This window comes from Spongiactinospora sp. TRM90649 (assembly GCF_029382225.1).
Taxonomy (GTDB): domain Bacteria; phylum Actinomycetota; class Actinomycetes; order Streptosporangiales; family Streptosporangiaceae; genus Spongiactinospora.
Genome location: NZ_JARLTC010000040.1, coordinates 1 through 25,843, shown reverse-complemented (window position 1 = coordinate 25,843; position 25,843 = coordinate 1). Strand labels below are relative to the sequence as shown.

General features: G+C 70.8%; 24 protein-coding genes. 10 read left to right on the top strand and 14 right to left on the bottom strand.

Annotated elements, in window-relative coordinates:
- Positions 1 to 212: 212 nt before the first annotated feature.
- A complete protein-coding gene (locus P3X83_RS36290) occupies positions 213 to 944 on the top strand; it encodes an MSMEG_1061 family FMN-dependent PPOX-type flavoprotein (protein ID WP_346742780.1) in 732 nt (243 codons plus the stop codon).
- 19 nt (positions 945 to 963) lie between these two features.
- A complete protein-coding gene (locus tag P3X83_RS36285) occupies positions 964 to 1,905 on the top strand; it encodes a PDR/VanB family oxidoreductase (protein WP_277309891.1) in 942 nt (313 codons plus the stop codon).
- Positions 1,906 to 1,979: 74 nt separating this feature from the next.
- Here P3X83_RS36285 and P3X83_RS36280 read toward each other — a convergent pair whose 3' ends face one another.
- The 12 genes from P3X83_RS36280 to P3X83_RS36225 all read right to left on the bottom strand — a co-directional run bounded on the left by P3X83_RS36280 (position 1,980) and on the right by P3X83_RS36225 (position 16,156).
- Complete coding sequence (locus P3X83_RS36280; RefSeq protein ID WP_277309890.1) at positions 1,980 to 3,092, bottom strand: branched-chain amino acid ABC transporter permease; 1,113 nt, start codon at positions 3,090 to 3,092, stop codon at positions 1,980 to 1,982.
- Complete coding sequence (locus P3X83_RS36275) at positions 3,089 to 3,973, bottom strand: branched-chain amino acid ABC transporter permease (RefSeq protein WP_277309889.1); 885 nt, start codon at positions 3,971 to 3,973, stop codon at positions 3,089 to 3,091. Before P3X83_RS36275 ends, P3X83_RS36280 begins: the two co-directional genes overlap by 4 nt.
- Positions 3,970 to 4,728, bottom strand: a complete 759-nt coding sequence (locus P3X83_RS36270) for an ABC transporter ATP-binding protein (RefSeq protein WP_277309888.1) — start codon at positions 4,726 to 4,728, stop codon at positions 3,970 to 3,972. The genes P3X83_RS36275 and P3X83_RS36270 overlap by 4 nt, the downstream gene beginning before the upstream one ends.
- Positions 4,725 to 5,492 carry an ABC transporter ATP-binding protein gene (locus P3X83_RS36265; protein ID WP_277309887.1) on the bottom strand — a complete coding sequence of 256 codons (768 nt, stop codon included), beginning with the start codon at positions 5,490 to 5,492 and terminating at the stop codon, positions 4,725 to 4,727. Before P3X83_RS36265 ends, P3X83_RS36270 begins: the two co-directional genes overlap by 4 nt.
- The gene (locus tag P3X83_RS36260) at positions 5,489 to 6,715 is read right to left on the bottom strand and encodes an ABC transporter substrate-binding protein (RefSeq protein WP_277309886.1); all 1,227 of its coding nucleotides are present in this window, start codon (positions 6,713 to 6,715) and stop codon (positions 5,489 to 5,491) included. Before P3X83_RS36260 ends, P3X83_RS36265 begins: the two co-directional genes overlap by 4 nt.
- A gap of 201 nt (positions 6,716 to 6,916) precedes the next feature.
- Entirely contained in the window at positions 6,917 to 7,759 is an 843-nt protein-coding gene (locus P3X83_RS36255; protein ID WP_277309885.1) for an LLM class F420-dependent oxidoreductase, read from the bottom strand.
- Positions 7,760 to 7,772: 13 nt separating this feature from the next.
- The gene (sucB, locus tag P3X83_RS36250; RefSeq protein WP_277309884.1) at positions 7,773 to 9,086 is read right to left on the bottom strand and encodes a 2-oxoglutarate dehydrogenase, E2 component, dihydrolipoamide succinyltransferase; all 1,314 of its coding nucleotides are present in this window, start codon (positions 9,084 to 9,086) and stop codon (positions 7,773 to 7,775) included.
- Positions 9,087 to 9,099: 13 nt separating this feature from the next.
- Positions 9,100 to 10,851 (bottom strand): hydantoinase B/oxoprolinase family protein, encoded by a 1,752-nt coding sequence (locus tag P3X83_RS36245; protein WP_277309883.1) that lies wholly within the window; start codon positions 10,849 to 10,851, stop codon positions 9,100 to 9,102.
- Between the two features lie 29 nt (positions 10,852 to 10,880).
- The gene (locus P3X83_RS36240) at positions 10,881 to 13,040 is read right to left on the bottom strand and encodes a hydantoinase/oxoprolinase family protein (RefSeq protein WP_277309882.1); all 2,160 of its coding nucleotides are present in this window, start codon (positions 13,038 to 13,040) and stop codon (positions 10,881 to 10,883) included.
- Positions 13,041 to 13,067: 27 nt separating this feature from the next.
- A complete protein-coding gene (locus P3X83_RS36235) occupies positions 13,068 to 14,045 on the bottom strand; it encodes a transketolase C-terminal domain-containing protein (RefSeq protein ID WP_277309881.1) in 978 nt (325 codons plus the stop codon).
- Positions 14,038 to 15,078 carry a thiamine pyrophosphate-dependent dehydrogenase E1 component subunit alpha gene (locus P3X83_RS36230; protein WP_277309880.1) on the bottom strand — a complete coding sequence of 347 codons (1,041 nt, stop codon included), beginning with the start codon at positions 15,076 to 15,078 and terminating at the stop codon, positions 14,038 to 14,040. The genes P3X83_RS36235 and P3X83_RS36230 overlap by 8 nt, the downstream gene beginning before the upstream one ends.
- A 31-nt stretch (positions 15,079 to 15,109) precedes the next feature.
- Entirely contained in the window at positions 15,110 to 16,156 is a 1,047-nt protein-coding gene (locus tag P3X83_RS36225) for a hypothetical protein (protein ID WP_277309879.1), read from the bottom strand.
- 263 nt (positions 16,157 to 16,419) lie between these two features.
- On the opposite strand from P3X83_RS36225, the gene P3X83_RS36220 reads away from it, so the two are divergent.
- The gene (locus P3X83_RS36220) at positions 16,420 to 17,340 is read left to right on the top strand and encodes an alpha/beta hydrolase (protein ID WP_277309878.1); all 921 of its coding nucleotides are present in this window, start codon (positions 16,420 to 16,422) and stop codon (positions 17,338 to 17,340) included.
- A gap of 46 nt (positions 17,341 to 17,386) precedes the next feature.
- Here P3X83_RS36220 and P3X83_RS36215 read toward each other — a convergent pair whose 3' ends face one another.
- Positions 17,387 to 17,515: a hypothetical protein gene (locus tag P3X83_RS36215; RefSeq protein ID WP_277309877.1), complete on the bottom strand. Its 129-nt coding sequence runs from the start codon at positions 17,513 to 17,515 to the stop codon at positions 17,387 to 17,389.
- A 70-nt stretch (positions 17,516 to 17,585) separates the two neighbouring features.
- The gene (locus P3X83_RS36210; RefSeq protein WP_277309876.1) at positions 17,586 to 18,029 is read right to left on the bottom strand and encodes a helix-turn-helix domain-containing protein; all 444 of its coding nucleotides are present in this window, start codon (positions 18,027 to 18,029) and stop codon (positions 17,586 to 17,588) included.
- 87 nt (positions 18,030 to 18,116) lie between these two features.
- Here P3X83_RS36210 and P3X83_RS36205 point away from each other — a divergent pair, with 87 nt between their 5' ends.
- The 7 genes from P3X83_RS36205 (at position 18,117) to P3X83_RS36175 (ending at position 25,709) form a co-directional block, all read left to right on the top strand.
- Positions 18,117 to 19,316, top strand: a complete 1,200-nt coding sequence (locus P3X83_RS36205; protein WP_277309875.1) for an MFS transporter — start codon at positions 18,117 to 18,119, stop codon at positions 19,314 to 19,316.
- A gap of 144 nt (positions 19,317 to 19,460) precedes the next feature.
- Positions 19,461 to 20,606 carry a four-carbon acid sugar kinase family protein gene (locus P3X83_RS36200; protein WP_277309874.1) on the top strand — a complete coding sequence of 382 codons (1,146 nt, stop codon included), beginning with the start codon at positions 19,461 to 19,463 and terminating at the stop codon, positions 20,604 to 20,606.
- A gap of 59 nt (positions 20,607 to 20,665) precedes the next feature.
- The gene (locus P3X83_RS36195) at positions 20,666 to 21,265 is read left to right on the top strand and encodes an isochorismatase family protein (protein ID WP_277309873.1); all 600 of its coding nucleotides are present in this window, start codon (positions 20,666 to 20,668) and stop codon (positions 21,263 to 21,265) included.
- Between the two features lie 23 nt (positions 21,266 to 21,288).
- The gene (locus P3X83_RS36190) at positions 21,289 to 22,179 is read left to right on the top strand and encodes a polysaccharide deacetylase family protein (protein WP_277309872.1); all 891 of its coding nucleotides are present in this window, start codon (positions 21,289 to 21,291) and stop codon (positions 22,177 to 22,179) included.
- Position 22,180: 1 nt separating this feature from the next.
- Entirely contained in the window at positions 22,181 to 23,101 is a 921-nt protein-coding gene (locus P3X83_RS36185) for a polysaccharide deacetylase family protein (RefSeq protein ID WP_277309871.1), read from the top strand.
- The gene (locus P3X83_RS36180; RefSeq protein WP_277309870.1) at positions 23,098 to 24,018 is read left to right on the top strand and encodes a hypothetical protein; all 921 of its coding nucleotides are present in this window, start codon (positions 23,098 to 23,100) and stop codon (positions 24,016 to 24,018) included. Before P3X83_RS36185 ends, P3X83_RS36180 begins: the two co-directional genes overlap by 4 nt.
- 2 nt (positions 24,019 to 24,020) lie before the next feature.
- Positions 24,021 to 25,709 (top strand): ABC transporter substrate-binding protein, encoded by a 1,689-nt coding sequence (locus P3X83_RS36175; protein ID WP_277309869.1) that lies wholly within the window; start codon positions 24,021 to 24,023, stop codon positions 25,707 to 25,709.
- Positions 25,710 to 25,843 lie beyond the last annotated feature (134 nt).

Genomic DNA, 25,843 nt, shown 5'->3' with positions numbered 1-25,843 from the left:
CGGTGGCGGCTACCGCCAGGACCGCCGTTCCTTCGGCTCCCAGGGCAACCGCCACGGACGCTGACGTTCCCGCCCGGGCCCCCCCCCCCCGGGGGGGGGGGCCGGGGGGGGGGGGGCCCCCCGCCCCCCCCGCGACCGTCGCCGGACGAGCCGGACGAGCCGGGCACCCCACCCCGCTTCCGGAGTCGACGACGGTCAGCTACGCTCACTATATGAACGATGCGTCGCTTGGCGAACATTTGCTTGACCGTCAAGAGGAGGACAGGCGCGGTCCGCGAGCGGAACGCCCCTCGGACGCCGGCACGACCGCGGAGACGCCGTGGAGCACGGGTTACCGGCGGCTCGGCAGGCAGGAGATGCGGGAGCTGGTCGGCAGACCCGACGATGTGACCCTCCTGAAAATCCTGAATCATCTCGACCGTAATTGCATGACCTTCCTCGCGCATTCACCGTTCTGTTGCATGGCCACGGCGGACGCGGCCGGCCTGGCGGACTGCTCGCCCCGGGGCGACTATCCCGGATTCGCCCGAGTCCTCGATGAACGGACCATCGTCGTTCCGGACCGGATCGGCAATAAGATCGCCGACTCCTTCGAGAACATCGCCGACAATCCACACGTCGGCCTGCTCTTCTTCGTCCCGGGCACGGTCGAGACCCTGCGCGTCAACGGGCGCGCCTACCTGACCGACGACGAGGACCTGCGGACCATGCTCGAACAGGATCACGTCCGCCCCGACCTGGCCCTCGTCGTCGAGATCGACGAGGTCTACCTGCACTGCGGACGAGCCCTGCTGAGGTCCCGGCTGTGGGAGCCGGACATGCAGGAGCTGGCCGGGGAGATCCCCTCGCCCGGGCAGTTCTGGGCGGACGCGGCGGCGACGCCGGAAATGAGCGCGGAGAAGATGAACCAGGTCTTCGAGTCCGGCTACCAGGACCTGTACTGAGGGCCGGGAGAAGAAGCAGATGATGGTCAACGAAGGCGGCCGGCGGCTCACCATCGAGGCGATCGAACGCGAGGCCCGGAACATCGTGGCCCTGCGGCTGGTCGATCCGGCCGGAGGCGAACTCCCGCCCTGGGAGCCGGGCGCCCACATCGACGTCCAGCTCATCACGCGTCATCTTCGCCAGTACTCCCTGTGCGGCGACCCCGGCGACACGCGGCGGTACCGCGTCGCGGTGCTCAAGGAGCGCCTGTCCCGTGGCGCCTCGGAATACGTGCATTCGTACCTCCGGGAGGGCAAGCAGGTGCGGGTGTGGGAGCCGCGGAACCACTTCCGGCTGGAGGCGGCCGAGCGCTATGTCTTCGTCGCCGGCGGCATCGGGATCACCCCGATACTCCCGATGGTGAAGCAGGCGCAGCGCACGGGTGTCCCGTGGCGGCTGATCTACACCGTGCGGACTCCGGAGGACGCGGCGTTCCGGGACGAGCTGGCCCGGCTGGGCGGCGGCGTCAGGCTGCACGCGTCCGACGAGCGCGGGCTGCTCGACCTGCGGGCGGCCCTGGGAGCGCCCCGTGAGGGCACCGGGGTGTACTGCTGCGGGCCGTCCGGCCTGATCACCGCGTTGGAGCAGGCCATGGCCGGCTGGCCGGCCGCGAGCCTGCACACCGAACGGTTCGCGCCCGTCGCGCGGTCGGTACGGCCGGACGAGCCGTTCACCGCGCTGTGCGCGCGCTCCGGGATCCGCGTGGAGGTGCCCGCCGGCACCAGCCTGCTCGACGCGCTGCGGCGCAACCGGGTGCCCGCCCCCGGGTCCTGCCTGCGCGGGGTCTGCGGCGCCTGCTCGGTCGGGGTGCTGGACGGCGTGCCCGAGCACCGCGACTCGCTGCTGCCCGAGGGCACGACGGACCGGATGCACTCGTGCGTGTCCCGCGCGTGGACTCCGGAGATCACCCTGGACCTGTGACGACGCGCTGATCTCCGCCCGCCGGGCCGGCGGGCGGAGACCGTCCTCTTCTCCCCGTGGAGACTCCGGGGGGTTCATTCCTGGGTGCGCGCGTGCACCACGGGCCGGTCACCGGCGGGCTGATCATCGGCGGGCCGGTCACCGGCAGGCGGCTCGACCTGCATCTCCAGGGATCCGAACAGCCCGTTCGGCCGCCATCGGAGCATGAGGATCAAGGCCACGCCCAGCACCGCCGAGGAGATGCCGGTGGCCGCGTGGATCTCGAAGTCGCCGATGGACATCCCGTTCTCCACCCGCCGGAGGACCTCGTTCAGCACGGTGATGACGGCGGCCCCCAGCAACGCGCCGCTGACGCTGCCGACGCCGCCGACGATCGCCATCGCGATCACCAGCACGAGCTGCGGAATGTAGAAGGAGCCCGGCGAGAAGGCGGTGAGAAGCTGGGCGTACAGGGCCCCCGCGATACCGGTGATGAACGCGGAGAGCACGAACGCCCACAGGCGGGCGCGCAGCACCGGCACTCCCGCCGACTCCGCCGCCGTGGGCTGGTCGCGCACCGCGCGGGCCCGAAGTCCGGCGGGCGACCACTTGAACCACGCGCTGAGGCACACCACTGCGGCGACCGCGCCGAACACCCCGGCGAAGGTGGTGTTCTCCGGGACGCCGAACAGCGCCTGCGGCCCCCTCGTGAGCGGGGTCGCCTGGGCCAGCACGTTGTTGACGATGACCAGCAGGCCGAGGGTGGCGATCGACGCGGCGGCCCCGGACAGGCGCAGCAGGGCCGGTCCGGTGACGAGCGCAACCACGGCGGCGGCCGCGCCGCCCACCAGGAGCGCAGGAACGAACCCCACCTCGACGCCGGCCAGCACCCCCGGCAGGTCGGGCAGGATCATCTGCTTGTCCACCACCGGCATCGCGGCGACGCCTCCGGCGTACGCGCCGAGGGCCATGAACGCGACGTGGCCGAAGGAGACGATGCCGGTGTTGCCCACGAACACCTGGAAGCCGACGACCAGGATCGCGTTGATGCCGAACAGCAGCACGATCTCGGACATGGTCGGATCGAGCGAGAGCAGCGCGCCGACCACGGTGACCAGCCCGGCGGCCAGCACCGGGCCGACGATCGCGCCGAGCCGTCCCATCGGCCCGGGCAGATGGTCCCTACGCAGGGTCAACGGGAGTTTCATGCCGCCTCCGTCCGAGTGCCGCCGAGTCCGCCAGGTCGCAGCACCAGGATCGCGATGACGATCGCGAAGACGATCGCCTGGGCGTAGACGATCGCGCCGGCCGGCAGGGTGATGTTCATGAGGACCTCGATCGCGCCGAGTGCCAGACCGCCGAGGATCGCCCCGGAGACACGCCCCAGACCTCCGAGCACGAGCGCGATGAACGCCTTGAGGGTGGGTTCGAGGTCGGAGCGCGGCGTCACCGCTCCCACCTTGACGAACCAGAGCAGCCCGACGACGCCGGCGATCACACCACTGATCGCGAACGCCAGCATCAGCACACGGTCGGGCTTGATCCCCATGAGACGCGCCGTCTCCGGCTGCTCCGCCGACGCCCGCAACCGGGCGCCGAAGGCGGTCCGGTTCAGCAGGGCGTAGAAGGCCCCGACGATGAGCACGCCGCTCGCGATGGTGATCAGTTGCAGGGCGGGGATCCGCAGTTCCCCCGCGGTGATGACGCTGTTGAGGAAGGCCGGCACCTCCAGCACGTGCGGCTTCTCACCGAAGATCAGGATCGCCAGGTACTGGCCGACGAGGAGCACCCCGAACGACGTGATCAGCAACGTGATCGGCGGCGCGCCGATGAAGGGCCGGAAGGCGACGCGCCCCATCACCATGGACAGCACGGTGACGAAGATGACGCACAGCGGGACGACGAGCACGAACGGCACTCCGGCGGCGCCGAGAGCGTACGCGGCGTACGCCCCCCAGACCAGGAGGAGCCCGTACGCGAAGTTGATGAGGTTCATGACGCTGAAGATCAGCGTCAGGCCGAGCGCCAGCAGGGCGTAGGTGGCCCCCACGCTCAGGGCGTCGAGCAGGTTCTGGACGATCTTGATCATGACTTCTCGGCTCCGCTGACCCCGAAGTACGCCTCCAGCAGCAGGTCATCGGCCTTCATCATGGCGGCGCTGCCGTCCAGGACCTTCTCCCCCAGCTTGAGGCAGCAGGCCCGGTCGACGAAGTCGAGCGCCCGCCTGGACGATTCCTCCACCACGATGACGCTCTGCCCGGCCTGCCGTAGATCGTGAAGCACCGAGTACACCTCGTTTCCCATCTTGGGAGCGAGTCCCAGGCACGGCTCGTCGAGGACGAGCAACGTCGGGGCGGCCATCAGCGCCCGGCCTATGGCGAGCATCTGCTGCTGGCCACCGGACAGGTTGCACCCTTTGTCCGTCCGCCTTCTGGCGAGGACGTCGAACGTGGCGTAGACCCGGTCCAGCCGTTCCTTCTTGTGCCGGCGGAAGTCGCGCGCCGACATGCGGCCCTGCACGCTGGTCGCCCCGATGAGGAGGTTCTCCTCGATGGAGAGCGTGGCGAAGATGCCGCGGCCCTCGGGGGCGAGGGCGACGCCGAGCCCGGCGCGTTCCTCCGCGGGCATCCGGGTGACGTCCCGGCCGTCGAACGTGACGGTGCCCTCCCACGGGGTCAGCAACCCGGAGATCACCTTCATCAGCGTCGACTTGCCCGCGCCGTTGGCGCCGAGCACCGCCACCGCCTCGCCGGGTTCGACCGTGAGCGAGACGCCCTTGAGCACCTTCGTCGAGCCGTACCCGACGCTGAGGTCCTTGACCTCCAGCAGCGGACGCGCGCTCATGCGGACCCCAGGTAGGCGTCGACGACCTCGGGCTGCTTGAAGGCGTCCTGGGGGGCGCCCTCGTAGATGATCCGTCCCTCGTCCAGGACCTGGACCCGGTTGCTGACGCCCAGGACGAGGTTCATGTCGTGGTCGATCAGCACGATGCCGCACCCGCGTTCCCGCCGTACCCGGTGCAGCAGGCCGCGCAGCTCGGCGGTCTCGCCGTCGTTCAGGCCCGCGGCGGGTTCGTCGAGCAGGAGGACGTCGGGGTCGCCGGCCAGGGCCCGCGCGATCTCCACGCGGCGCTGGTGACCGTACGGCAGGGCGGACACGACCTCCCGGGCGAGGTCGGTCAGGTGCAGGTCGGCGAGCAGGGCCTCGACGGCGTCGCGATCCGACCCCCGGGTACGGGAGGCGTTGCGTCCCACCATGACGTTGTCCCGCACGGTCAGCTCGCCGAACAGCTTGAGGTTCTGGAACGTCCTGGCGATGCCCAGCCTGGCCCGCTCGACCCGCGACGCGCGCGTCACGGCCCGGCCCTTCAGCCGGATCTCGCCGCCGTCGATCGGCAGCACCCCGGACACGCAGTTGACCAGGGTGGTCTTGCCCGAACCGTTCGGCCCGATCAGCCCGAGCACCTCGCCGGCCGCGAGGGTGAGTCCGGCTCCGTTGAGCGCGGTGACACCGGCGAAGCGCTTGATGATCCGTGACGCTTCGAGGAGCGGCGTGGCCGGGGCGCCGGCGCCCCGGCCCGCCGTTCCCGCCAGGGCGGACGCGCTCACGCCCCCTCGCTTCTGAGCGCCGTCGCGTCGTAGTCGATCAGCCGCTTGAACTTGCCTTCGTTCAGCCCGACGATCGTCGGGTTCCAGATGGCGTAGCCGTCCTTCCAGCTGTCCAGCGTGCCGCCGGGGACCTTCAGCCCCTTCTGGGCCCGGATCGCGTTGGCCGCCGACTTCGCGTCGGTGACCTCCTTGCGCTGCAGCGCCTCGTTGACGGCCATGAAGGTCTGGTAGGCGCCGGGGGCGTTCGCCTGCTCGGGGAACTGGCCGAACTTCTTCTCGTAGGCCTCGGCGAACTTCGCGATTGCCGGATCGATGGCCGAGTCGATGCCGGCCCCGTCGAAGTAGACCTGCGCGGCGTAGTGGATCGCGTTGGACTGGCCGGGCCCGACGAGCTTGGGCAGTTCCCGGGTCTGCAGCGTGATGTTGCCGACGACCGGGGTCTCGACGCCCGCCGCGCGCAGTTGCTTCACGAACGTGCCGACGGCGGGGAAGACCGCCAGCGCCTGGACGACGTCCGGCTTGGCGGCCTTGATCTTGGAGATGGTGGAGCTGAAGTCGGACTGGCCGCCGAGTGAGTCCACCCGTTCGACGGCGGTGACCGTTCCGCCGCCCGCCTCATAGATCTTCCGGTACGCGGCGTCCTGCTCGGTGAAGTAGGCCAGGCCGGGATCGAGGATCTGGAAGGTCTTCGTCCAGCGCTTGTCCAGGGCGTACTTCCCCTGGGCGAGCCCGAGTTCGGTGGTGGTGATCCCACCGCTGAAGAAGAGGTCGCCGACCGCCTTGCCGAAGACGGTCGAGGAGGCGGCCAGCGACAGCGTCAGCAGGCCGGTCTTCTGGCCGACGCGCGCGGCGGCCACGCCGGTGTCGAAGTCGTCGGCGACGACGAGGATCTGCGCGCCCTTCTCGATGAGGGAGCGGGCCACCTCGGCGGCGATCGCCGGATCGGACTTGGTGTCCCCGGAGATCATGCTGATCTGGCATCCCTTGATGCCGCCCTTGGCGTTGATCTCGTCGACGGCGACCTCAAGCCCCCGTTCGCCGGCCACGTCGAAGAAGGACGCGAAGCCGCTCTCGGCCTTCGCGACACCGATGAGGATCTTGCCGTCCCGGCACTCCAGGGAGCCCTTGCCCGCCTCGGCGGCCGAGCCGCCGCCCGCACCGCATGACACGACCCCGAAGGACAACAGGCTGATGGCCAGCAGACTCAGGTTTCTTGTTCGCAAGCCTTGTGGGTGCGACATCGCACCTCCCAGTTAGATCGATATCCGGGCATACGCTCGGTATATGAACCAGAAATTAATGAACGGAGGAAGGAAGGTCAAGGATTGACTTTTTGGATGAAGAACCTGATAGGAAGCGTTAAAGCAACCGGGTCAGGGCAGCCGGACACCACAATGGTGTTCGCTTCGTGAATACATGCACGATCAGGACCGCGTAGCCGGGCGGTCCAGGCCGAGCCGTTCGGTCAGCTCCCCGACCCGCCGGTGAGCCGCGGACGCGTCGTTCGGGGGGATCCAGAAGACACAGCGGTGCACACCGGCCTCCTCGTACCGGGCCACGTCGTCCGGATCGCAGCCGAACACCGTGACCGGAGCGTCCTCCCAGCCCGCCTCGCGGGCTCGGGCCCGGTATTCCGCGATGCGCCCGACCAGGTCGGGCCGGGACTCCGGCAGCCACTCCGTTCCGTAGGACAGCACCCGGTCGATGACCGTCGGGCCGTTACCGCCGATCAGGATCGGCACCTCGGCCTGCACGGGCTTCGGCCAGGACTCGATCCGGTCGAAGGAGACGTACGGCCCCTGGTAGGACGCCTCGTCCTGGGTCCAGATCGCCCGCATGGCCGCGATGCGATCGGCCATCACCGACAGCCGGCGCCGCGGGTCCGTGCCGTGGTTCCGCATCTCCTCCCGGTTCCATCCGGCGGCCACGCCGAACAGGAACCTCCCGCCGGAGATGTGGTCCAGCGTGGCGACCTCCTTGGCCGTGGTGATCGGGTCCCGCTGCGTGACCAGGCAGATGCCGGTGCCCAGCTTGAGATCGCGGGTCGCGCACGCCGCGGCGGTGAGCGCCACGAACGGGTCCAGGGTCCGGCGGTATTCGACCGGGACGTCGCCGCCCTCGGGCAGGAAGTGCGCCGTTCGGTGGACCGGCATATGGGTGTGCTCCGGGAAGAAGAGCGATTCGAACCCGTTCTCCTCGGCCGTCCGGGCGAGATCTCCTGGCATCAGGCCGCGATCCGTCGAGAAGACGGCGAGTCCGAATTTCATGAAATCCTCCTGGTCAATATGTGCGCCTGCTTGGTGGTTCCTGGATGCCGGGCGCGAAGTCCCCTGCCTCCAGGCGTCGCTTCACCGTGGTCAGGAAGCGCGCGGCGTCGGCCCCGTCGATCACACAGTGGTCGTAGGTCAGGGCCAGGTGGACCATCGACCGCACCGCGATGACCTCGCCCAGCTCCGGGTCGGTCACCACGACGGGCCGCTTGACCACGGCTCCCACTCCGAGGAGGGCGGCCTGCGGCCGGTCGAGGATCGGGGTGTCGAACAGCGTTTCCCGCGCCATGCCGTCGATCAGCGTGAACGTGCGCCCGGTCAGCTCGTCCGTCGTGAGACGGGCCGCTCCGGCCCGCTCCACCAGGTCCGCGCACCTGCGGGCCAGGCCGGTGAGACCGAGGTCTCCCGCGTTCCGTATCACCGGCACGACCTGGCCGTGGTCCGTGTCGACGGCGATGCCGAGGTGCTCGCCGTCGTGGTAGCGGATCTCCCGGGCCTCCCGGTCCACGCCGCTGTTGACGACGGGATACGCCCGCAACGCCTCGACGGCGGCCAGCGCCAGGAACGGGAGGAACGAGAGCTCGACGCCCTCCCGCGCCTTGAAGCCGGGCCCCGCCGCCTCGCACAGGCGTGCGATACGGGTGACGTCCGCCTCCACGACCGTGGTGAGCTGCGCGCTCTCCCGGAGCGAATCGACCAGGCGGGCGGCCCTCGCCCGCTGCCGCTCGCTCATCTTCTCGGTCGTGCCGCGCCGGGGGCTCGGTTCCGTTCCAACAGCGACGGCGTTGGTGGTGGCAGGGGCGGTGACTGCGGTGGCGGTGGCGGCCAGCACGTCCTGCCGCCGGATCCGGCCGCCGGCGCCGGTGCCCTTCAGCGAGCCCAGGTCCACGCCGCGCTCGGCGGCGAGCCTGCGGACGTGCAGGGTCAGGAACGGCCCGCCGCCTCCGGTCCTCGCCGACGGCCTGGGGGAGATGGGAGGGACGGGCGTGACCACCGCCACCGCCACCGACGCTGGCGCTGGTGCGGGCGCTGGCACCGGCACCGGTGCGGGTACCGGCACGGGCGCGGGGGGAGAGGGTTCCGGGGCTCCGCCGTCGATCGTCGCGAGCTCGGCGCCGATGGGAACCGTCTCGTCCTCGCCGACCTTGATCGTTCGGAGCGTTCCCGCGCCGGGCGCCGGGATCTCGGTGTCGACCTTGTCGGTCGACACCTCGAGCAGCGGCTCGCCGGCCTCGACCCGCTCACCCTCCTTCTTCAGCCATCGGGTGACGGTGCCCTCGACGACGCTCTCGCCGAGAAGCGGCATGGTGACGGAGACGACCATGTGCGCAGGACTCCTATCGCTCGCTGGACGAAGAAGCCGCCGCACCGCGCAGCAGGGCGGTCGCCGCCTCGTCGATCGACAGGTCCTCGCACAGCGCGACGCCGTAGACGTCACGCGCGCGCCCCGCAGTGATCCAGCCTTCCCGCACGTCCTCCCGCACCCTGGCGGGCTCGCGTTCCACCGGCGGGCCGTAGCCGCCGCCACCGGCAGTGATGGACACGATCCGCTCGCCGTCCCGTAGCTCGACGAGACCCTGCGAGGGCAGCTCGGTCAGGTCGCCGGACGCGTCGCGGCGCAGGTGCCGGGTGAGGCCCCCGGCGAGGCCGCCGCGCGCCCCGAGGGCAGGGTGGACGGCGCCGTCGGCCCCGTAGGCCACGGTCATGCTGGTGTCCACCGGCCCGTACTCGACCTCCGCCGAGGGAGCGCCGCGATAGCGGCCCGCGCCCTCGGTGTCCGGGACGAGCCGCTGCCGGTGGACCCGGATCGGGTGGGTCATCTCGGCGATCTCCACGCTGTCGCGGCGGAGCATCCCGGCGCAGCCCACGTGGAAGATCGTCAGCCACGCGTCCGTCCACGGCGTGGCGGCTCCCCCGGTGACCGCGAGGAAGATCTGGTTGACGAACGGACGGTCACCGGCCCGCGGGTCGGTGCCGGACACGACCGCCGCCGCCGCCGGGATGACCGCCCCGCACTCCGCCAGCCCCATGCCCTCGCCGAGCTGGGCCAGCCCGCGCTGCACGGCGTTGGCCACCCGGTCGGCCAGGTTGGTCGTGGCCGCCGAGCAACTGTGCGGATGGGACGGGATGCCCACCGCGCAGTTCTCCCGGAGCTTCACGCCGACCCGGCGCAGGCTGCCCGCGTTGGGCGGGACGCCCTCCCCGACCGAGTTGAACACGCCGATCATCGCGGCCGTGGCCGCGGTCGACTCCGTCAGGTTCAGCCCGTTGGGCAGGCAGTCGGCGTTCTCCGTCAGGTCGACGTGGATCTCTTCCGTCTCCGGGCGCACGTCGATGTCGATCTTGAGGTCCAGGCCGTCCGGGATGCCGGGGAACGGGTCGTGCCGCGTTGTCACCGTCAGCCGTCCGGCGGGCAGCTTGGAGATCGCCGCGCGCATGAGCGTCTCGCTGTAGGTCAGCCACTCGCCCACGAACTCGTCGAGCACGTCCCACCCGAGTTCCCGGCCCAGCTCGGTCATCCGGCGCTCGCCCAGGCGCACGGCACCGAGCAGGGCGAGGTAGTCGCCCCACCACTGGTCGGGCACCCTGACCCGCAGCCGCAGCATCCGCAGGATGTCGTCGTTGTCCTGGTAGTCCGCCTGTACCCGGCAGGCGTCGAACAGCAGCGCACCCTCCTCGTAGACGTCGCGGGCGGAGGCCAGGTAGGTCGTCGGCTGCGAGTTCCCGCAGTCCGCCTGGTGGGCCTTGGCGAGCACGGAGAAGCGGTGCACGCCGTCGTCGTCCACGATCGGCACCAGCATGGCGTGGTCGGCCGCGTGCGAGTTGCCGTTGTACGGGGAGTTGTGCAGGAAGGCGTCGCCCCGGCGCATCTCGGGGTAAACGTCGAGAATGGCCCGCGAGATCAGGTCGGGCCCGCTCATCATGTGAATGGGAAGGCTCTCAGCGCCCATCACCAGTCGATGGTCGGCGCTGACGATGCAGCAGGAGAAGTCGTGGGCGCTGTTCAGAACACCGGACCGGCTTGACCGGAAGACCGTGTTCATCATGCCTTCGACCACCACGTTCAACCGGTTGCTGATGACAGCCATGCGAACGCCGTCCATAGTCGGTCCCTCCTTCAGGGGGTGATGCTGTCCGCGGTGGGTGGGTGGGCGGCGTTCGCCCGCGCCCCGGGCACGATCTGATTCGCCCGCGCCCCGGGCACGATCTGATTCGCCCGCGCCCCGGGCACGATGTGAACCGTCCCGCTGCTCCTGCGGGAGAACGAGGCGCCGTCGTTGACCACGATCGTCGTGGTCGCCGTCTCGACGATGGCCGGTCCCCGCAGCTCCTTGTCCACGGGCATGGAGCCGAGCCGCCAGACGTCCGCGCGAACCGGGCCGACGCCGGGCAGGTAGATCTCGCGCTCCTGCCTGGAGGCGTCGCCGAAGTCGGCCTCGGGCAGGCGCGGCTCGGTGATCCGGCAGCGTGCGCGGGCGTGCCAGCTCTCGAACTCGATGGGCGAGTCCGGGTCGGCGACCGCGAAGGCGTCCCGATGGGCCTCGTGGAAGTCGGCGGAGAGCCTGGTGAGGCGGTCCGCGTCCAGTGCGCCGTCCGTGCCGAGCTGCACCTCCAGCTCCCAGACCTGGTGCGGGTAGCGGGCCTCCACCGAGAACTCGATCGTGCTCTCGACGGCCCCCTCCCCCGGTCCGTCGATGAAGCTTTGGGCCCGCTCGGCCAGCTCGGCCAGCACCGCGTTCACGCGCTCGAAGTCGAACGACTCGTCGCTGGTCCGGCAGGTGATCTCGAAGCCGCGCGAGAGCTCGGAGATGAGCGCCCCGGCCGCGCTGAGGGCCGGGCCCATCACCGGGACGATGACCTCGGGGCAGCCGAGCCGCCGTCCGATCGCCACGGTGTTGAATCCGGCCGCGCCGCCGCCGCCGACGAGGACCGCCTGAGCGGGGTCGATGCCCTTCTGACCGGTGATCTCCTCGATCGCGCCGACCATCCGCTCGGTCGCGAGCTGGTAGATGGCCGCCGCGGCCTCCATCACGTCCAGGTCCAGCGGATCGCCCACCTCGGCCTGGACGGCGGCCCGGGCCGCGTCCAGGTCCAGCTCGGACCTGCCGCCGAGGAAGTACTTCGGGTCGAGGTAGCCGAGCACCAGGCAGGCGTCGGTCATCGTGGGACGGGTTCCGCCCCGGCCGTAGCACACCGGCCCCGGATCGGCGCCCGCGCTGTCCGGGCCCACCCGGAGCAGGCCGCCGGCGTCCACCCAGGCGATGCTGCCGCCACCCGCACCGACGCTGCGGACGTCGATGGACGGGAAACCGGTCATGTGCCCCTGGAAGGGCGGGCCGATCCAGGACTCGCGCGTCCACGGGATGAGCCCGTGCCTGACCACGCTCACGTCGTAGCTGGTCCCGCCCGTGTCGGCGACGATCGCCATCTTCGAGGCGGCGTCGATGCCCGCGTAGTGACGACCGGCCACCGGGGCCATCGAGGGCCCCGAGTTGAGCGAGTGGATCGGGGCCTCCGCCACGTCCTCCGCGTCCAGCGCGCCTCCGGAGGAGGTGACGATGAGGAGCCGGCCGGAGAATCCCGCCTCGGCGAGACGGCCCTGCAGGCCGTCGATGTACCGCGTCATCAGCGGCTTGAGCGAGGCGTCCATGGCGGTCGCGGACGCCCGGCGGTACTCCCGGACGCACGGGTTGACCTTGTGGGACAGCGTCACCGGAACTCCGGGCAGGAACTCCTCCAGCAGCTCCCCCACCCGCAGCTCGTGAGCCGGGTTGACGATCGACCACAGCAGGCAGACGGCTACCGCCTCGACCTCCGCCTCCCGCAGCCGCGCGGCCAGCTCTATCACCGCCGCCGCGTCGAGCTCCCGCACAACCTCGCCCTGTGACCCGATGCGCTCGGGCACCTCGAAGGTCAGCGAGCGGGGGATGTACGGCTGGGGATACGGCTGCCGCTGGTTGAAGATGTCCCGCCGCCCCCCCTCGCGGAGCAGCAGGATGTCGGGATGGCCGTCGGTGGTGAGGAACGCGGTCTTGGCCACGTTCCGCGTCAGGACGGCGTTCAGCCCCCGGGTCGTGCCGTGGACGAGCATGCCGCCCTGGCCGAGCAGTTCCCTCCGCGTGCATCCGCGGTCCGCCGCGGCCACCTCGAACGCGTCCAGAATGCCGCGAACCGGATCGGAGGGCACGGTCGAGCTCTTGTGAATGCTCAGGCGGCCGTCGTCGTCCTCGATGACGAGGTCGGTGAACGTACCACCGGTGTCGACTGCGAATCTCATGTCGCTCCTAGGTCGCCGTGGCGACGATCAGTAACTGGCCAGCTTGCGCAACTCGGCGACGATGCGTCCGGTGGTGGGCACGATCTCGTCCTCCAGGTGGTGCCCGAACGGGATCGGCACGCGTTCGGAGCCGATGCGCACCACCGGCCCGTCGAGGCTCTCGAAGCAGTGCTCGGAGGCCCAGGCGGCCACCTCTCCGCCCCAGCCGCAGAATTCGACGGCCTCGTAGACCACGGCGAGCTTGGCCGTCCGCCGCAGCGACGCCTCGATCGTCGCGGTGTCCATCGGCCACAGGTAGCGCAGGTCGACGACCTCACAGGAGATGCCCTCGGCGGCGAGTTCCTCCGCCGCCTCGCGGCAACGGCCGACCATCCGGCCGGCGGAGACGACGGTCAGGTCGTCACCGCCGCGCACGACCCGGGCGCCGTACCCTTCGGGGCCGCTCTGCTCGTCGATCCGCCCCGTCTCCCTGAAGTAGAGGTTCTTGCTCTCCAGGAAGATCACCAGATCATCGGACCGGATGGCGTGGCGGAGCATCCAGTAGGCGTCGGACACGTTGCCGGGCATGGCCACCACGAGGCCCGGCACGTTGGCGAAGATCGTCTCCAGGCTCTGGGAGTGCTGCGGGCCGTGGTTGGTGCCGGCGCCGCCGGGCATGCGGATCGTCAGCGGCATGCCGAACTGGCCGCCGCTCATGAACCGCGCCTTGGCGCCCAGGTTGATGATCTGGTCGAGGGCCAGGAGCACGAAGTCCGAGAACATGATCTCGACGACCGGGCGCATCCCCTCGACGGCCGCGCCGATGGCGAACCCGACCACGCCCGCCTCGCAGATGGGCGAGTCGAGCACGCGGTGGTCCCCGAACTTGTCGGCCAGGCCCTGGGTGGTGGTGAACACGCCGCCCAGAGCGGCGACCTCCTCGCCCATGACCACGACCGTGTCGTCGATCGCCATCTCGGCCTCCATGGCGGCACGGATCGCCTCGGCGTACTTGAGTTCACGCATGGTTCTGCAGCTCCGGGGAGGAATAGACGAACGACGTGGCGGCCGACGCGGGGGGACGCGACGCGGCCTCGGCCCGTTCCAGCGCCCCGGCGATCTCCTCCGCCACCTCGGCGTCGATGCGCGCCAGGCGGTTGGCGGGAAGGGGCGCCAGCCGCGCGCGGAGGTTGGCGATCGGGTCGTTCAGCGCCAGCCAGTCCTGCCCGGCCCGCCGGGGACGGTAGCGGTAGTCGGGGTCGGAGAGGCTGTGCGGCCGCACCCGGAAGACGCTGCATTCGAGGAAGGCCGGGACGCCGCGCCGTACTTCCGCGACCAGTTCCCTGGCGGCCTCGGCGACCGCCATCACGTCGCGGCCGTCGACGTGGAGGGAGCGCACTCCGGTCGCCTCCACCATGCGCGCGATCGACCCGGGCGGGCCGAAGAGCCGCTCGGACGGCATCGAGTGGGCGAGGCCGTTGTTCTCACAGACGATCAGGCACGGGCTGTTCCAGAACCGCGAGATGAGCAGGGTCTCGTGCGTCACGCCCTGCGCGAATCCGCCGTCCCCGATGAACGCGACCCCGATGTCGTCGGTTCCCTGCCGCCTGCGCGCCCAGGCGGCGCCGGCCGCCCAGGGGACACCGCCGGCCACGATGGCGTTCTCGCCCAGGAAGCCGGACGGGCGGTGGTGCAGGTGCATCGACCCGCCGCGCCCGCCGCTGACGCCGGACGCGCGGCCGAACAGCTCCGCGAAGACCCCCTCGATGGGGACGCCCTTGGCGAGCGCGTGCCCGTGGCCCCGGTGGGTGCTGGTGACCAGGTCCGCCGGACGCAGCGCGGCGCAGACGCCGACGGCCGCCGCCTCCTGCCCCATCGACGAGTGGAACGACCCGGACATCCGCCCGAGGCGGTGCATCTTCTCTATCTCCAGTTCGACCGCGCGGACGATCGACATGCGGCGGTAGAAGTCGTGGGCTTCATCCTGCTCCGCCGCCCCGATCGGCAGCCCCGTGAACGGGACCGCCGGCGTGGCCGGAGGGGACTCGATATGGGACATGCGCACCTGTTTCAACGGAAGGGATCGATGTTCAGCGGAAGGGATCGATCCGGAGGTCGTGCCATGCGCCGGCGACCGGCAGATCCTTGACGGTCTTGAGGCCGGGCGCCGCGTGCAGCACCCCCGGCATGCTGTTCACCAACTGCGCGGAGGTCGCGGGGATCGCGTCCATGCCGGGGGACATCACCAGGTTGACCGGGTGGACGCCCTCGACGGAGAAGGAGTCCGTGGTCTCGAACCCCGCGTCCGCCGGACGCAGGTGCAGGACCAGTTCGAGCTGGATGAACGGCCTGCCGCCCACCATGCCGGTGGCCCGTTGCAGGAAGCCCTCGGTTCGCCCGGCCGGGACGTTGCCGTACTTCGTGGGCGCGGGGGTCTCGGCGATGTACGGCTCGAACTCCTCCGTGACCGGAGCGTCCAGCTTGAGCCCGAGCCGCTCGCACACCAGCTCGATGGACTCGGGGAAACCCACGTGACCGGCGATGGTCCCGGCCTCGTGACCCTCACGGAACTCGGCGTCGGTGTAGCCGATGCCCAGGCGAAGATGGATGTTCTGCCCGAAACCTGCGACGTCCACCGTACGGCGGCCGCGGACGCCGCGGACGTCCCAGGCGGAGCCCGTGGCCGCGATGAGAAGTGAGTCGAAGGTGAAGCCCGGATTCACCCCGGTGCCGAGGAGGGTCGCGCCACCCGCCCTGGCGGCGGCGTCGATCCCGGCCGCCGCGTCGGCGAAGCGTCCGAACGGGAAGGCCAGTTCCTCGCAGGGCGAGACGACGTCGACTCCGGCCGCCGCGCAGGCGATGAGGTCGTCCGTCGTGTCGCGCAGGAACGATCCAGTCGCGTAGATCATGATCTCCGGCCCGGCGGCGAGCACCTCCCGAAGGTCGCTCACCACGACGGGTCCCGTGGCCGTGGACGCGCTTACCACCTCGTGCAGCGGCCGTCCCACGGCGTCCGGCTCCTTGGTGGCCGCGCCGACGATCTCGAACCCCGTCCTGTGGTCGAGCAGCAGGCGGGTGGCCTCACGCCCGATGCTGCCGAGACCGCAGACTCCGATGCGTACCGGTTCGCTACGCACGGCGACCAACTTGACGATACGAACGTTCTGTGAACATAGGTACGTATTATGAGAATCGAGTCGGGGGACCGTCAAGGCCTCCCGGCGCCTTCCACGAGGGCCGGAGGATCGAGCCATCCTGCGGAAGACCTGATGATCCCCGGCTTTCTCGGCAGTTAGGGGGGCCTCCGCGCCCTGGATGCCGTCGCAAGAAGTTGTGTTCACTATGCGGGCAGTCGCGCGTATTGGTGATACCTTGCCGCTAAACGACTATGGAGGCGGGAATGTCAGAACCACGTACGGTGACGCCGACGCCGGTGACCGTGCCGAGCGAGGGTGAGCGACTGAGCGGGTTGCTCTATCTACCGGACGGGCCTGGCCCCCATCCCGCGGTCGTGCTGGCCGGAGGCTGGTGCTACGTCAAGGAGGTGGCGCAACCGCTGTTCGCGGAGGTGTTCGCACAGTCGGGCATCGCCGCCCTGGTGATCGACTACCGGTACTTCGGCGGCAGCACCGGCGAGCCGCGCCGGCACATCGACCCGTGGAAGCAGATCGAGGACTACCGGAACGCGGTCTCCTTCCTGCAGGCCCGCGACGAAGTGGACGCCGGCCGGATCGGCGCCTGGGGCATCTCCTACAGCGGCGGCCACGTGCTCATCCTGGGCGCCCTCGACCCCCGGGTCCGCGCCGTCTGCTCAGTGGTCCCGGTCATCGACGGGTACGACAACCTGCGCCTCGCCCACGGAACGGTGAGCTTCCGCGCGCTGGGGACGGCCCTTGAGACGGCCCGGCAGCGGCTGTACGACACGGGCGAGCACTCCTACATCGATCACCAGCCGGTCGAACTGGGCGCGGTCGGCACGTTCCCGTTCCCCGCCAGCCGGGGGGTCTTCGCGAGCATCAAGGAATCGGAGGCGCCGGGCTACGTGGGAGACGCCACCGCGCAGTCGACCGAGATGCTCCTCGCCTACAGCGTCCGCCCCTTCCTGTCCCGCCTGGTCGCCACCCCGACGCTGATGTGCGTCGCCGAGGGCGACGACCACACCCACTGGGACCTCGCGGCGCACGCGTACGAGGAGATCCCCGGCCCGCGCAAGAAGTTCCATGTCGTGCCCCGCTCCACCCACCTGACCCTTTACCAGGACACGGAGGTACGCAGGAAGACGGCCCTCGTGGCCGCCGACTGGTTCACCGAGCACCTGTGATCGGAAGCGACCGGAAGACAAGGCGCGGCTAGGCGGGTCTCCGGATTCACTCATGCCGGAAGGCCGGAAGCAGCGCCTCGGCGACCGCCTCCACCGGCGGCAGGAAGCGGGCGGCCAGCGGGCCCGGCAGATACTGATGCAAGGCCCGCTGGTGCGCCGTCCCGATCAGCAGCAACGCCCCGGCGTCGGGGTCCAGGGCCGCGCGGATCCGCCCCGCCTTCCGCTCGGCCAGCAGCGGCCCGGCCTCATCGGGTCTTTCGGACCTGAGTGGTGTCGGAGTCGAGGGGGGCTCCGTTCCTGCCGGTCAGCACGACCTCGGGGACGGGGACGCCGTGCTCGTCGACGAGGGTGGAGTGGGGCTCGTCCGGGGCGAAGGCGTGACGTTCGCCCCATTGGCGCAGCGTGAGGATGACGGGGAAGAGGGCGCGGCCGGCGTCGGTGAGGACGTATTCCTGACGGCGGCCCGACGCCGCGGTGCGCTGGGCGAGCAGTCCGTGGGCGATGAGCTTGCGGAGGCGGTCACTGAGGATGTTGCGGGCGATGCCGGTGCGTCGCTGGAACTCGGTGAACGATCGCGCGCCGTCCATGGCGTCGCGGACGACGAGCAGGCTCCACCGGTCGCCGACCAGGTCGAGCGTGCGCGCGACGGGGCAGTCGGCGTCGGTCCAGCCGGGGTCCGGGGCGAGCATGGCCACCTCCAGATGAGTTGCAGATTGAAACCATTATGTCCTATGGTCAGCTTGGTTGCAATTTGCTACTGATCGGAGTCGGGTGCGATGAACGCGTGGTGGCGGTGGCTGCTCGCGGTGGTGTGCGGTGTGGCGGTGGCGAGCATCTACGCCGCCCAGCCGGTGCTGGAGCCGATGGGACGCGATCTCGGCGTGCCGGCGGAGCTCACCGGATGGATCGTCGCGACCCCCCAGCTCGGCTACCTGGCGGGACTGGTGCTGCTGGTGCCGCTCGGCGACGTGGCCGACCGGCGGCGGCTCATCGCCGCGCACCTCGCGCTCACCGCGGCGGGCATGATCCTTACCGCCGTGGCGCCGGTCGCGTGGGTGGCGTTCGCCGGGCTCGCGGCCGCGGGGGTGTTCGCGGTCGTGGTGCAGACCACGGTGGCCTACGCCGCGTCGATCTCACCGCCCGACCAGCGTGGACGCACCATCGGCGTGGTGACCTCGGGCGTCGTGGTCGGCATCCTGGGAGCGCGGGTCCTGACCGGCACGCTCGCCGAGGTGTGGGGCTGGCGGAGCGTCTACGTCGTGCTCGCCGTGCTGTCACTCGGGCTGATGGCCCTCGTCCTCGTCGCACTGCCGCCGGAGCGGTGTCCCCGGCCGTCCACGGGGTACAGAGGGGCCGTCGGCTCGCTCTTCGGCCTGTTCAGGCAGCGCCTCTTCGTGACGCGCGGGCTCATCACGTTCTTCCTGTTCGCCTCCTTCGGAACCCTGTGGAGCGGGCTGTCCCTGCCGCTGGCGGACGAGCCATGGCAGTTGAGCGAGACCCGGATCGGGCTGTTCGGCGTCGCCGGGCTCACCGGCGCGCTCGGCGCGGCACGCGCGGGACGCTGGGCGGACGCCGGACGGGCGACCCGGGTCACCGGCCTCGCGCTCGCCCTGCTCATCCTCTCGTGGGCGGCGATCGCGCAACTGCCGTGGTCGCTCTGGCTGCTCATGGCCGGAATCGTGGTCCTCGACTTCGCGGTCCAGGCCGTGCACGTGAGCAACCAGCACGTGCTCACCGCCGCGAATCCGGACGGCACCAGCGGCGTCATCGGCGCCAACATGGTCTTCTACTCGCTCGGCTCGGCCCTCGGCGCGGCCACGACCACCGCCGTCCACACCGCCTACGGCTGGGCGGGTTCCTCCCTCCTCGGGGCCGGATTCGCGGCCTGCGCGCTGGCCCTCTGGGCGATCGACAGGCGACGTCAAGTCGATCACGCACACCTTCGCCCCGCCCCTCAGGGGGTCGGCCGGTCGTGACGTCCGTCGCCGGAGAACGTGCGACATTCGTCGAATGACTGCTGGTCATCGGCATCATTACTCTCGGGGGACTTGTCGACGTCGAGAACGGAAACCCCGCCGATGGCCCCCTCGAAGACGCCGCGTCCCCCCCGTGGGCCGGCCATGGGCATCCTCGCAGAGGACCTGCAGGGAGCCGTCGCGGTAGCCTCCCGGCTGCGCCAGCGCGGGCTCGACCCGGTGATCGTGCGCGACCCGGCGTCCGTCGTCTCCGACGCGGACGCCATCGTCGTCGACCTCGACCTGCACCACGCCGCGGGCGCCGCCGAGGCGCGCATCCGCGAGTGGGCGGCCTGGCTCGACGACCACGGCTGCGAGCGGGTCGAGGTGAAGCTCAACGCCGAGCTGCGCGGATCCCCGGACGCGCTGATCGCCGGGATCGACGCGGGACAGGACGGCAAAGGCGTCCTTCTCGTCGTCCCGGCCTATCCGACCGCCGGCCGGGTCTGCGTCGACGGCCATCTGCTCGCCCCCATGCCGGTGGGCAACGGGCTCGACGTCGACGTGCGGGCCGCGATCCGCACCGAGGACGCCGAGCTGATCGGGCTCACGGTGCTGAACCAGGGCGCCGACGCCGTCACCGCGCACATCCTCGACGCCCGCGCCCGCGGCATCCGGCGGTTCGTCCTCGACGGCACCGTCGAGGCGCACCTGGGCAGCGCGGCGGAGGCCGCGACCCGGCTCCGCGAAGAGGGACACGCCGTCGCGACCGCCAGCACCGGCGGCTGGCTGAGGTTCTACCCGGACCTCGGCCGCGACGGCTTCGTCGTCGTGGTCACCCCGGGCAACCACGAGATCGACCGCGCGCAACTGCGCAGGCTCGGAGCGGCGTACGGCCCCCGCGCGCTGATCACCACCGCCACCGAGGCCGCGAGCTGGGGCGCGGACGCCGCGCACGAGGTGCTCGCCTCACACCGGATCCTCGCGCTGCACGAGACCGACCGCGACGACCCCGACCGCTGGGTCGTCGCCGAGCAGCTCGCCAAGGCGGTGCGCGGCCTGCTCGACGCCTCGGCCCGCAGCGAGAACAAGTGCCTCGGCGTGATCGCCAGCGGCGGCCTGACCACGACGGCGCTGGTCCAGCAGCTCGGCGGCACGAGCCTGAGCGCCGGGCTCGAACTGGAGCCGCTGTGCCCGACCGCCCGCATCACCGGGGGCGACTTCGACGGCCTGCGGCTGCTCTGCAAAGCCACCGGGACGGGCTCCGAGGAGACCTTGCTTCGCATGACCCGCCAGATCCTCGGCGCTTGACCCACTCGTATCCCCCAATAGCCCCCCGTATCCCCTCGTATCCCATGGAAGGAAATGGTGTGACCGACATCGATCCGCTGCGCACCGCGCTCATCCTCATCGACCTGCAGGGCGCGAACGCCGACCACCCCGTGCACCCGCACCCCGCCGGGGACGTCGTCGAGCGCTGCCTCAGGCTGATCGACGCGACTCGGAACGCGGGCGGCCTTGTCGTGCACGTGCGCACCAGCTTCCTGCCCGACGAGGGCGACTCGCTCGGCGGCAAGCTGCTCACCGACGTCGAGCGCCCCGCACGCCCGGTAAGGCGGCCCGGCTGGGACCACTTCCTGCCCGGCGTCGATCCGCTGCCCACCGAGCCGGTGATCGTGAAGCGTAGCTGGAACGCGTTCCACGGCTCCGACCTCGACCTGCAGCTCCGCCGTCGCGGGATCACCACCGTGATCATGGCTGGGATCTCGACCGGATTCGGTGTCGAGGGGACCGCCCGCGCGGCGTACGACCACGCCTACAACATCGTCTTCGTTCCCGAGGCGATGTCGGCCTACACCGCAGACCAGCACCACCACTCGGTGCGGGCCGTCTTCCCGCAGCTCGGCCGTGTCCGCGGCCTGGACGAGGTCGTCGAGGCGCTGATCCCGCAGCCCGCGACCGTGCCCTGAAGCGGATACGTAAAGGACCAGTGATGGACGAGTTCCTCAGCTACCGGCCACTCGACCGGCGCGAACGCCTGCCCCTGCCCGACGGCAAGCGCGTCGCCGTGAACGTGGTGATGAACATCGAGCACTACGAGTATCTCCCGCCGACGAACCCGCACCGGGACTACTTCTACCGCGTGCCGGCCAAGCCGGACATCGTCGGCTACGCGTTCCGCGACTTCGGCAACCGCGTCGGCTTCTGGCGGATGCTGGAGGTGCTCGACGACTCCCCCGTGCGGGTGACCTGCTCGCTCAACTGCGAGGTACTGCGCCTGTACCCGGACATCGCCGAGGCGATGGTGGACCGGCGGTGGAGCTTCATGAGCCACGGCACCTATAACAGCCGGCTCCTGTTCGGCGAGTCAGAGAGCGCGGAACGCGAGTTCTACGACTACACCATCTCCACCGTGCAGGAGCTCACCGGCTACCGCATGCGGGGGATGCTGGGGCCGTCGTTCAGCGCCACCCCGGCCACCTACCGGCTGATGGCCGAGGCGGGGATGACCTACACGACCGACTGGTTCATCGACGACCAGCCGTTCCGGCTCGACGGGCCGAGCGGCGGGCGGCTGATCGGCGTGCCCTACTCCCGCGAGGTCAACGACGCGCTGATCTTCCCCGGGTCGCCGATGTTCGGCCTCGACAGCGACTACTTCGCCGAGATCGTCCAGTCGCAGTACGAGGTGCTCTCCGCCGAGGCCCACGAACGCGACACCGCGTACGTCATGACGGTCGCGCTCCACCCCCTGTACATGGGCATCCCCCACCGGATCGGCCACCTGGCGCAGATGTTCGAGCGGCTGGGCTCGCGGGACGACATCTGGTGGACCACGCCGGAGCAGATCGCCGCCCACGTCGATGCGATCGGATGGTGCTGACATGCGGCTTGTGAGACCGTTGCACGAGGCCGAAGGCGGCTCCCGCCTCGCCCCGAACCGCGGCTGGCCCGGTGGCTCGCGCCTGGCCGTGGTCGTGCTGATGCACCTCGACCACGTGCCCGCGCTCCCCGGCTCCGCGCCCGGCCTCCCGCCGTCCAGCGTGGCCATGCGCGGGCCGTACCCGCAGATCATGGACGTGCACAGCACGTCGCAGCACGAGTACGGGCTGCGGGTCGGCGCGTTCCGGATCCTCGACCTCCTCGACGAGCTGGAGATCGCCCCGACGGTCGCGATCGACGCCTTCTCCGCCCGGCACCGTCCCCGCCTGGTAGAGCGCGTCGCCGAGTCCGGCGCGGAGTTCGCGGCCCACGGCCTGGACGGCGCCGGCATCCTGCACGACGGGATGAGCGCCGAAGAGCAGCGCGCCTACCTCGCCGAGTCGATCGACGCCGTGGCCGAGGCCGCCGGCGTCCGGCCGACCGGCTGGAGCGGCCTGGACTACGCGCAGTCCACGACGACCCTGGAAGACCTCGCCGGCCTCGGCATCCGCTGGACCGCCGACTGGCCCAACGACGAGGCGCCGAACATCCTGGCCACGTCCCGGGGCGACATCGTGGACATCCCGGTGAACATCCACCTGGATGACGTGTTCTCCCACCTCAAGCGCGGCACCCCGATCCGCGTCTGGGCCGACAACGTCACCGCGTCCGCGCGGCGGCTGCTCGAAGAGGACGCCCCCCGCACCCGGACGCTGGTGCTGGGGCTCCACCCCTGGCTCATCGGCCAGCCGTTCCGGTTCGCGCACCTGCGCGAGGCGCTGCGCGCCCTGCGCGGCATGGACGGCCTGTGGTGGACGCGCGGCGCGGATGTCGTCGCGCACCTGGACGACGAGGCGCGGAACGACGAAGGAGAGCGACGATGACCCTCAACCTGCTGGCCCGTGAGCTCGGGGCGTCCGTGGTGGACTGCTCGGACGAGTTCTTCGGCGCGGCCGACGCCCTGCTCCTCTCGACGACGCCGCAGCGCCCCGGCACCTACGGGCTGCGCGGAGCGGACGTCGACGGCTGGGAGAGCCGCCGGCACAACCCCGACCACGACTGGGTCGTGATCCGCGCCGCCCACGCCGGCCGGATCGACCGGGTCGAGCTGGAGACCACCGGGTTCCGTTTCAACGCCCCGAGGAGCATCAGCGTCGACGTCTCCGACGCCGCCGAGGGCCCGTGGCAGGAGATCCTCGCCGACGCCGAGGTACAGCCGAACACCGTGAACGAGTATCCGGTCGCCGACGCCGGGCGCTCGGCCTCCTTCGTCCGGCTGCGCGTCTTCCCCGACGGCGGAGTCGCCCGCTTCCGCGCGTACGGCGTCGTCGACGTCGACCGCAGCCGCCCGCCTGCGGGAGTGCGCCTCTCGGACATCCGGCTCGGCTGCCGCGTGCGCGCGTCGGAGGGTTCCTTCGGTGACCCGTGGTCGGTGATCTCCCACGCGATGCCGCGGAACACGCACGACGGCTGGGAGACTCCCCGGCGGTCCGACGCGGACCGGCATTTCGCCGAGCTCTCCTGGCCGGAGCCCGTCCGGCTGCGGACGCTGGAGGTCGTCGCCACGCCGTTCCGCGGCAACTGCGCGGCCCGGATCGCCGTCGAGGCGCGGGCGGACGAGACCTCCGGCTGGGCGGCGCTTGGAACGTTCGACATCACCTCCGGGGCGACGACCACCATCGAGTTCCCCGACACCGACGTGCGGCAGGTCCGCGTGCGCGCCCTGCCCGACGGCGGCTTCTCCCGCCTCTGGTTCTACGGCGCGCGACTTCCCCTCTCCCACACCCAAGATCAGGAGTAACGATGAAGTTCAAGAAGACCGGGGGGGTCGTCACGCTCGCCGGCGTGATGCTCCTGACCTCCTGCTCGTGGGGTGGTGACACGTCCGCCAAGGGCACCGAGCCGGCCGCCCAGGGCAGCGGCGACGGATCGGCCGCCAAGGTCCTCGTCTACGGCGCCGCGGGCGCCCCGTCGCTCTTCGACCCGTTCTACACCTCGGACGGCGAGACCGCCCGGGTGAACAACCAGATGTACGAAGGACTGCTCAGCCTCAAGCCCGGCACCGCCGACCCCGCCCCCGGCCTGGCGGTCTCCTGGGAGCAGAGCGAGGACGGCAGGCAGTGGACCTTCCAGCTCCGCGACGGCGTCACCTTCCATGACGGCACGGCCTTCGACGCCGCGGCCGTCTGCGCGAACTTCGAACGCTGGTACAAGCAGCCCAAGATCGCGCGCACCTCGGCGGTCGCCCACACCTGGGTGAACGACTTCGGCGGCTTCGAGGGCGACAAGACCCCCTCGCTGTACGCCGGATGCGAGGCTCCGGACAAGTCCAAGGTCGTGCTGAGCCTGACCAACCCGAGCTCGAAGTTCCCCACCATCCTCGCGCACGGCACCTACGCCATGTCGAGCCCGGCGGCGATGGAGAAGTACAACGCCAACGACGTCGAGGCCAAGGGCGAGGGCTTCGCCTTCCCCGAGTACGGCCGCCTGCACCCGACCGGGACCGGCCCGTTCACCTTCGTCTCGTACGACGACTCGTCCGGCACGGTCAAGCTCGCGCGCAACGACAAGTACTGGGGCGACGCGCCGAAGATCGCGGGCATCGAGTTCCGCACGATCCCGGACGAGACGGCCCGCCGTCAGGAGCTTGAGGCCGGTACCATCCACGCCTACGACCTGCCGGCTCCCCGCGACTGGCAGAGCCTGAAGGACCAGGGGTTCCAGGTCGTCACCCGGCCGCCGTTCAACGTCATGTACGTCGGCCTGAACGCGACCACCGCGCCCGAGCTCAAGGACCTCCGCGTCCGCCAGGCCATCGCCTGGGCGATCAACAAGCAGCGGATCGTCGACACGCTGCTGCCCGAGGGCTCCGAGACCGTGACGCAGTTCGTCCCCCGTTCCGTCGAGGGCTACGACGACAAGGTCGAGGGGTACCCGTACAACCCGGACAAGGCGCGCGCGCTGCTCGCCGAGGCCGGCGTGCCCAAGCTCAAGATCCAGCTTTGGTACCCGACCGAGGTCACGCGCCCGTACATGCCCGAGCCGAAGCGCTTCTTCGACCTGATCAAGGCCGACCTCGAAGCCGTCGGCGTCCAGGTCGAGCCGATCACCAAGCCCTGGGCCGGCGGCTACCTCAGCGGTCGTGAGGCGGGCCAGGCCCCGGTCTACCTGCTCGGCACCACGGGCCACTACAACAGCGCCCAGAACTTCCTGGGCATCCTGTTCGGCGCCACCGACAACGCGTTCGACACCGGCCTGCTCGGGTTCGGCCAGGAGCTCGTCGACGACCTCCAGGAGGCGGACCGCGAGCCGGATCCGAAGAAGCGCGTCGACATGTACCTGGAGATCAACCGCAAGATGGCCAACGACTGGCTGCCTTCGATCCCGATCGCCAGCAGCCCCTCCGCGCTGGTGCTCGACGGCAAGCTGCGCGGCATCGTCACCAGCCCGGTCGGCGGCGAGCCGCTGGCCACGGCTTCGTTCGACGGATAGCCCCACCCGGGGGGGGGGGGGGGGGGGGGGGGGGGGGGGGGGGGGGGGGGGGGGGGCGGGGGCGGGGGGGGGGGGGGGGGGGGGGGGGGGGGGGGGGGGGGGGGGGGGGGGGGGGGGGGGGGGGGGGGGGGGGG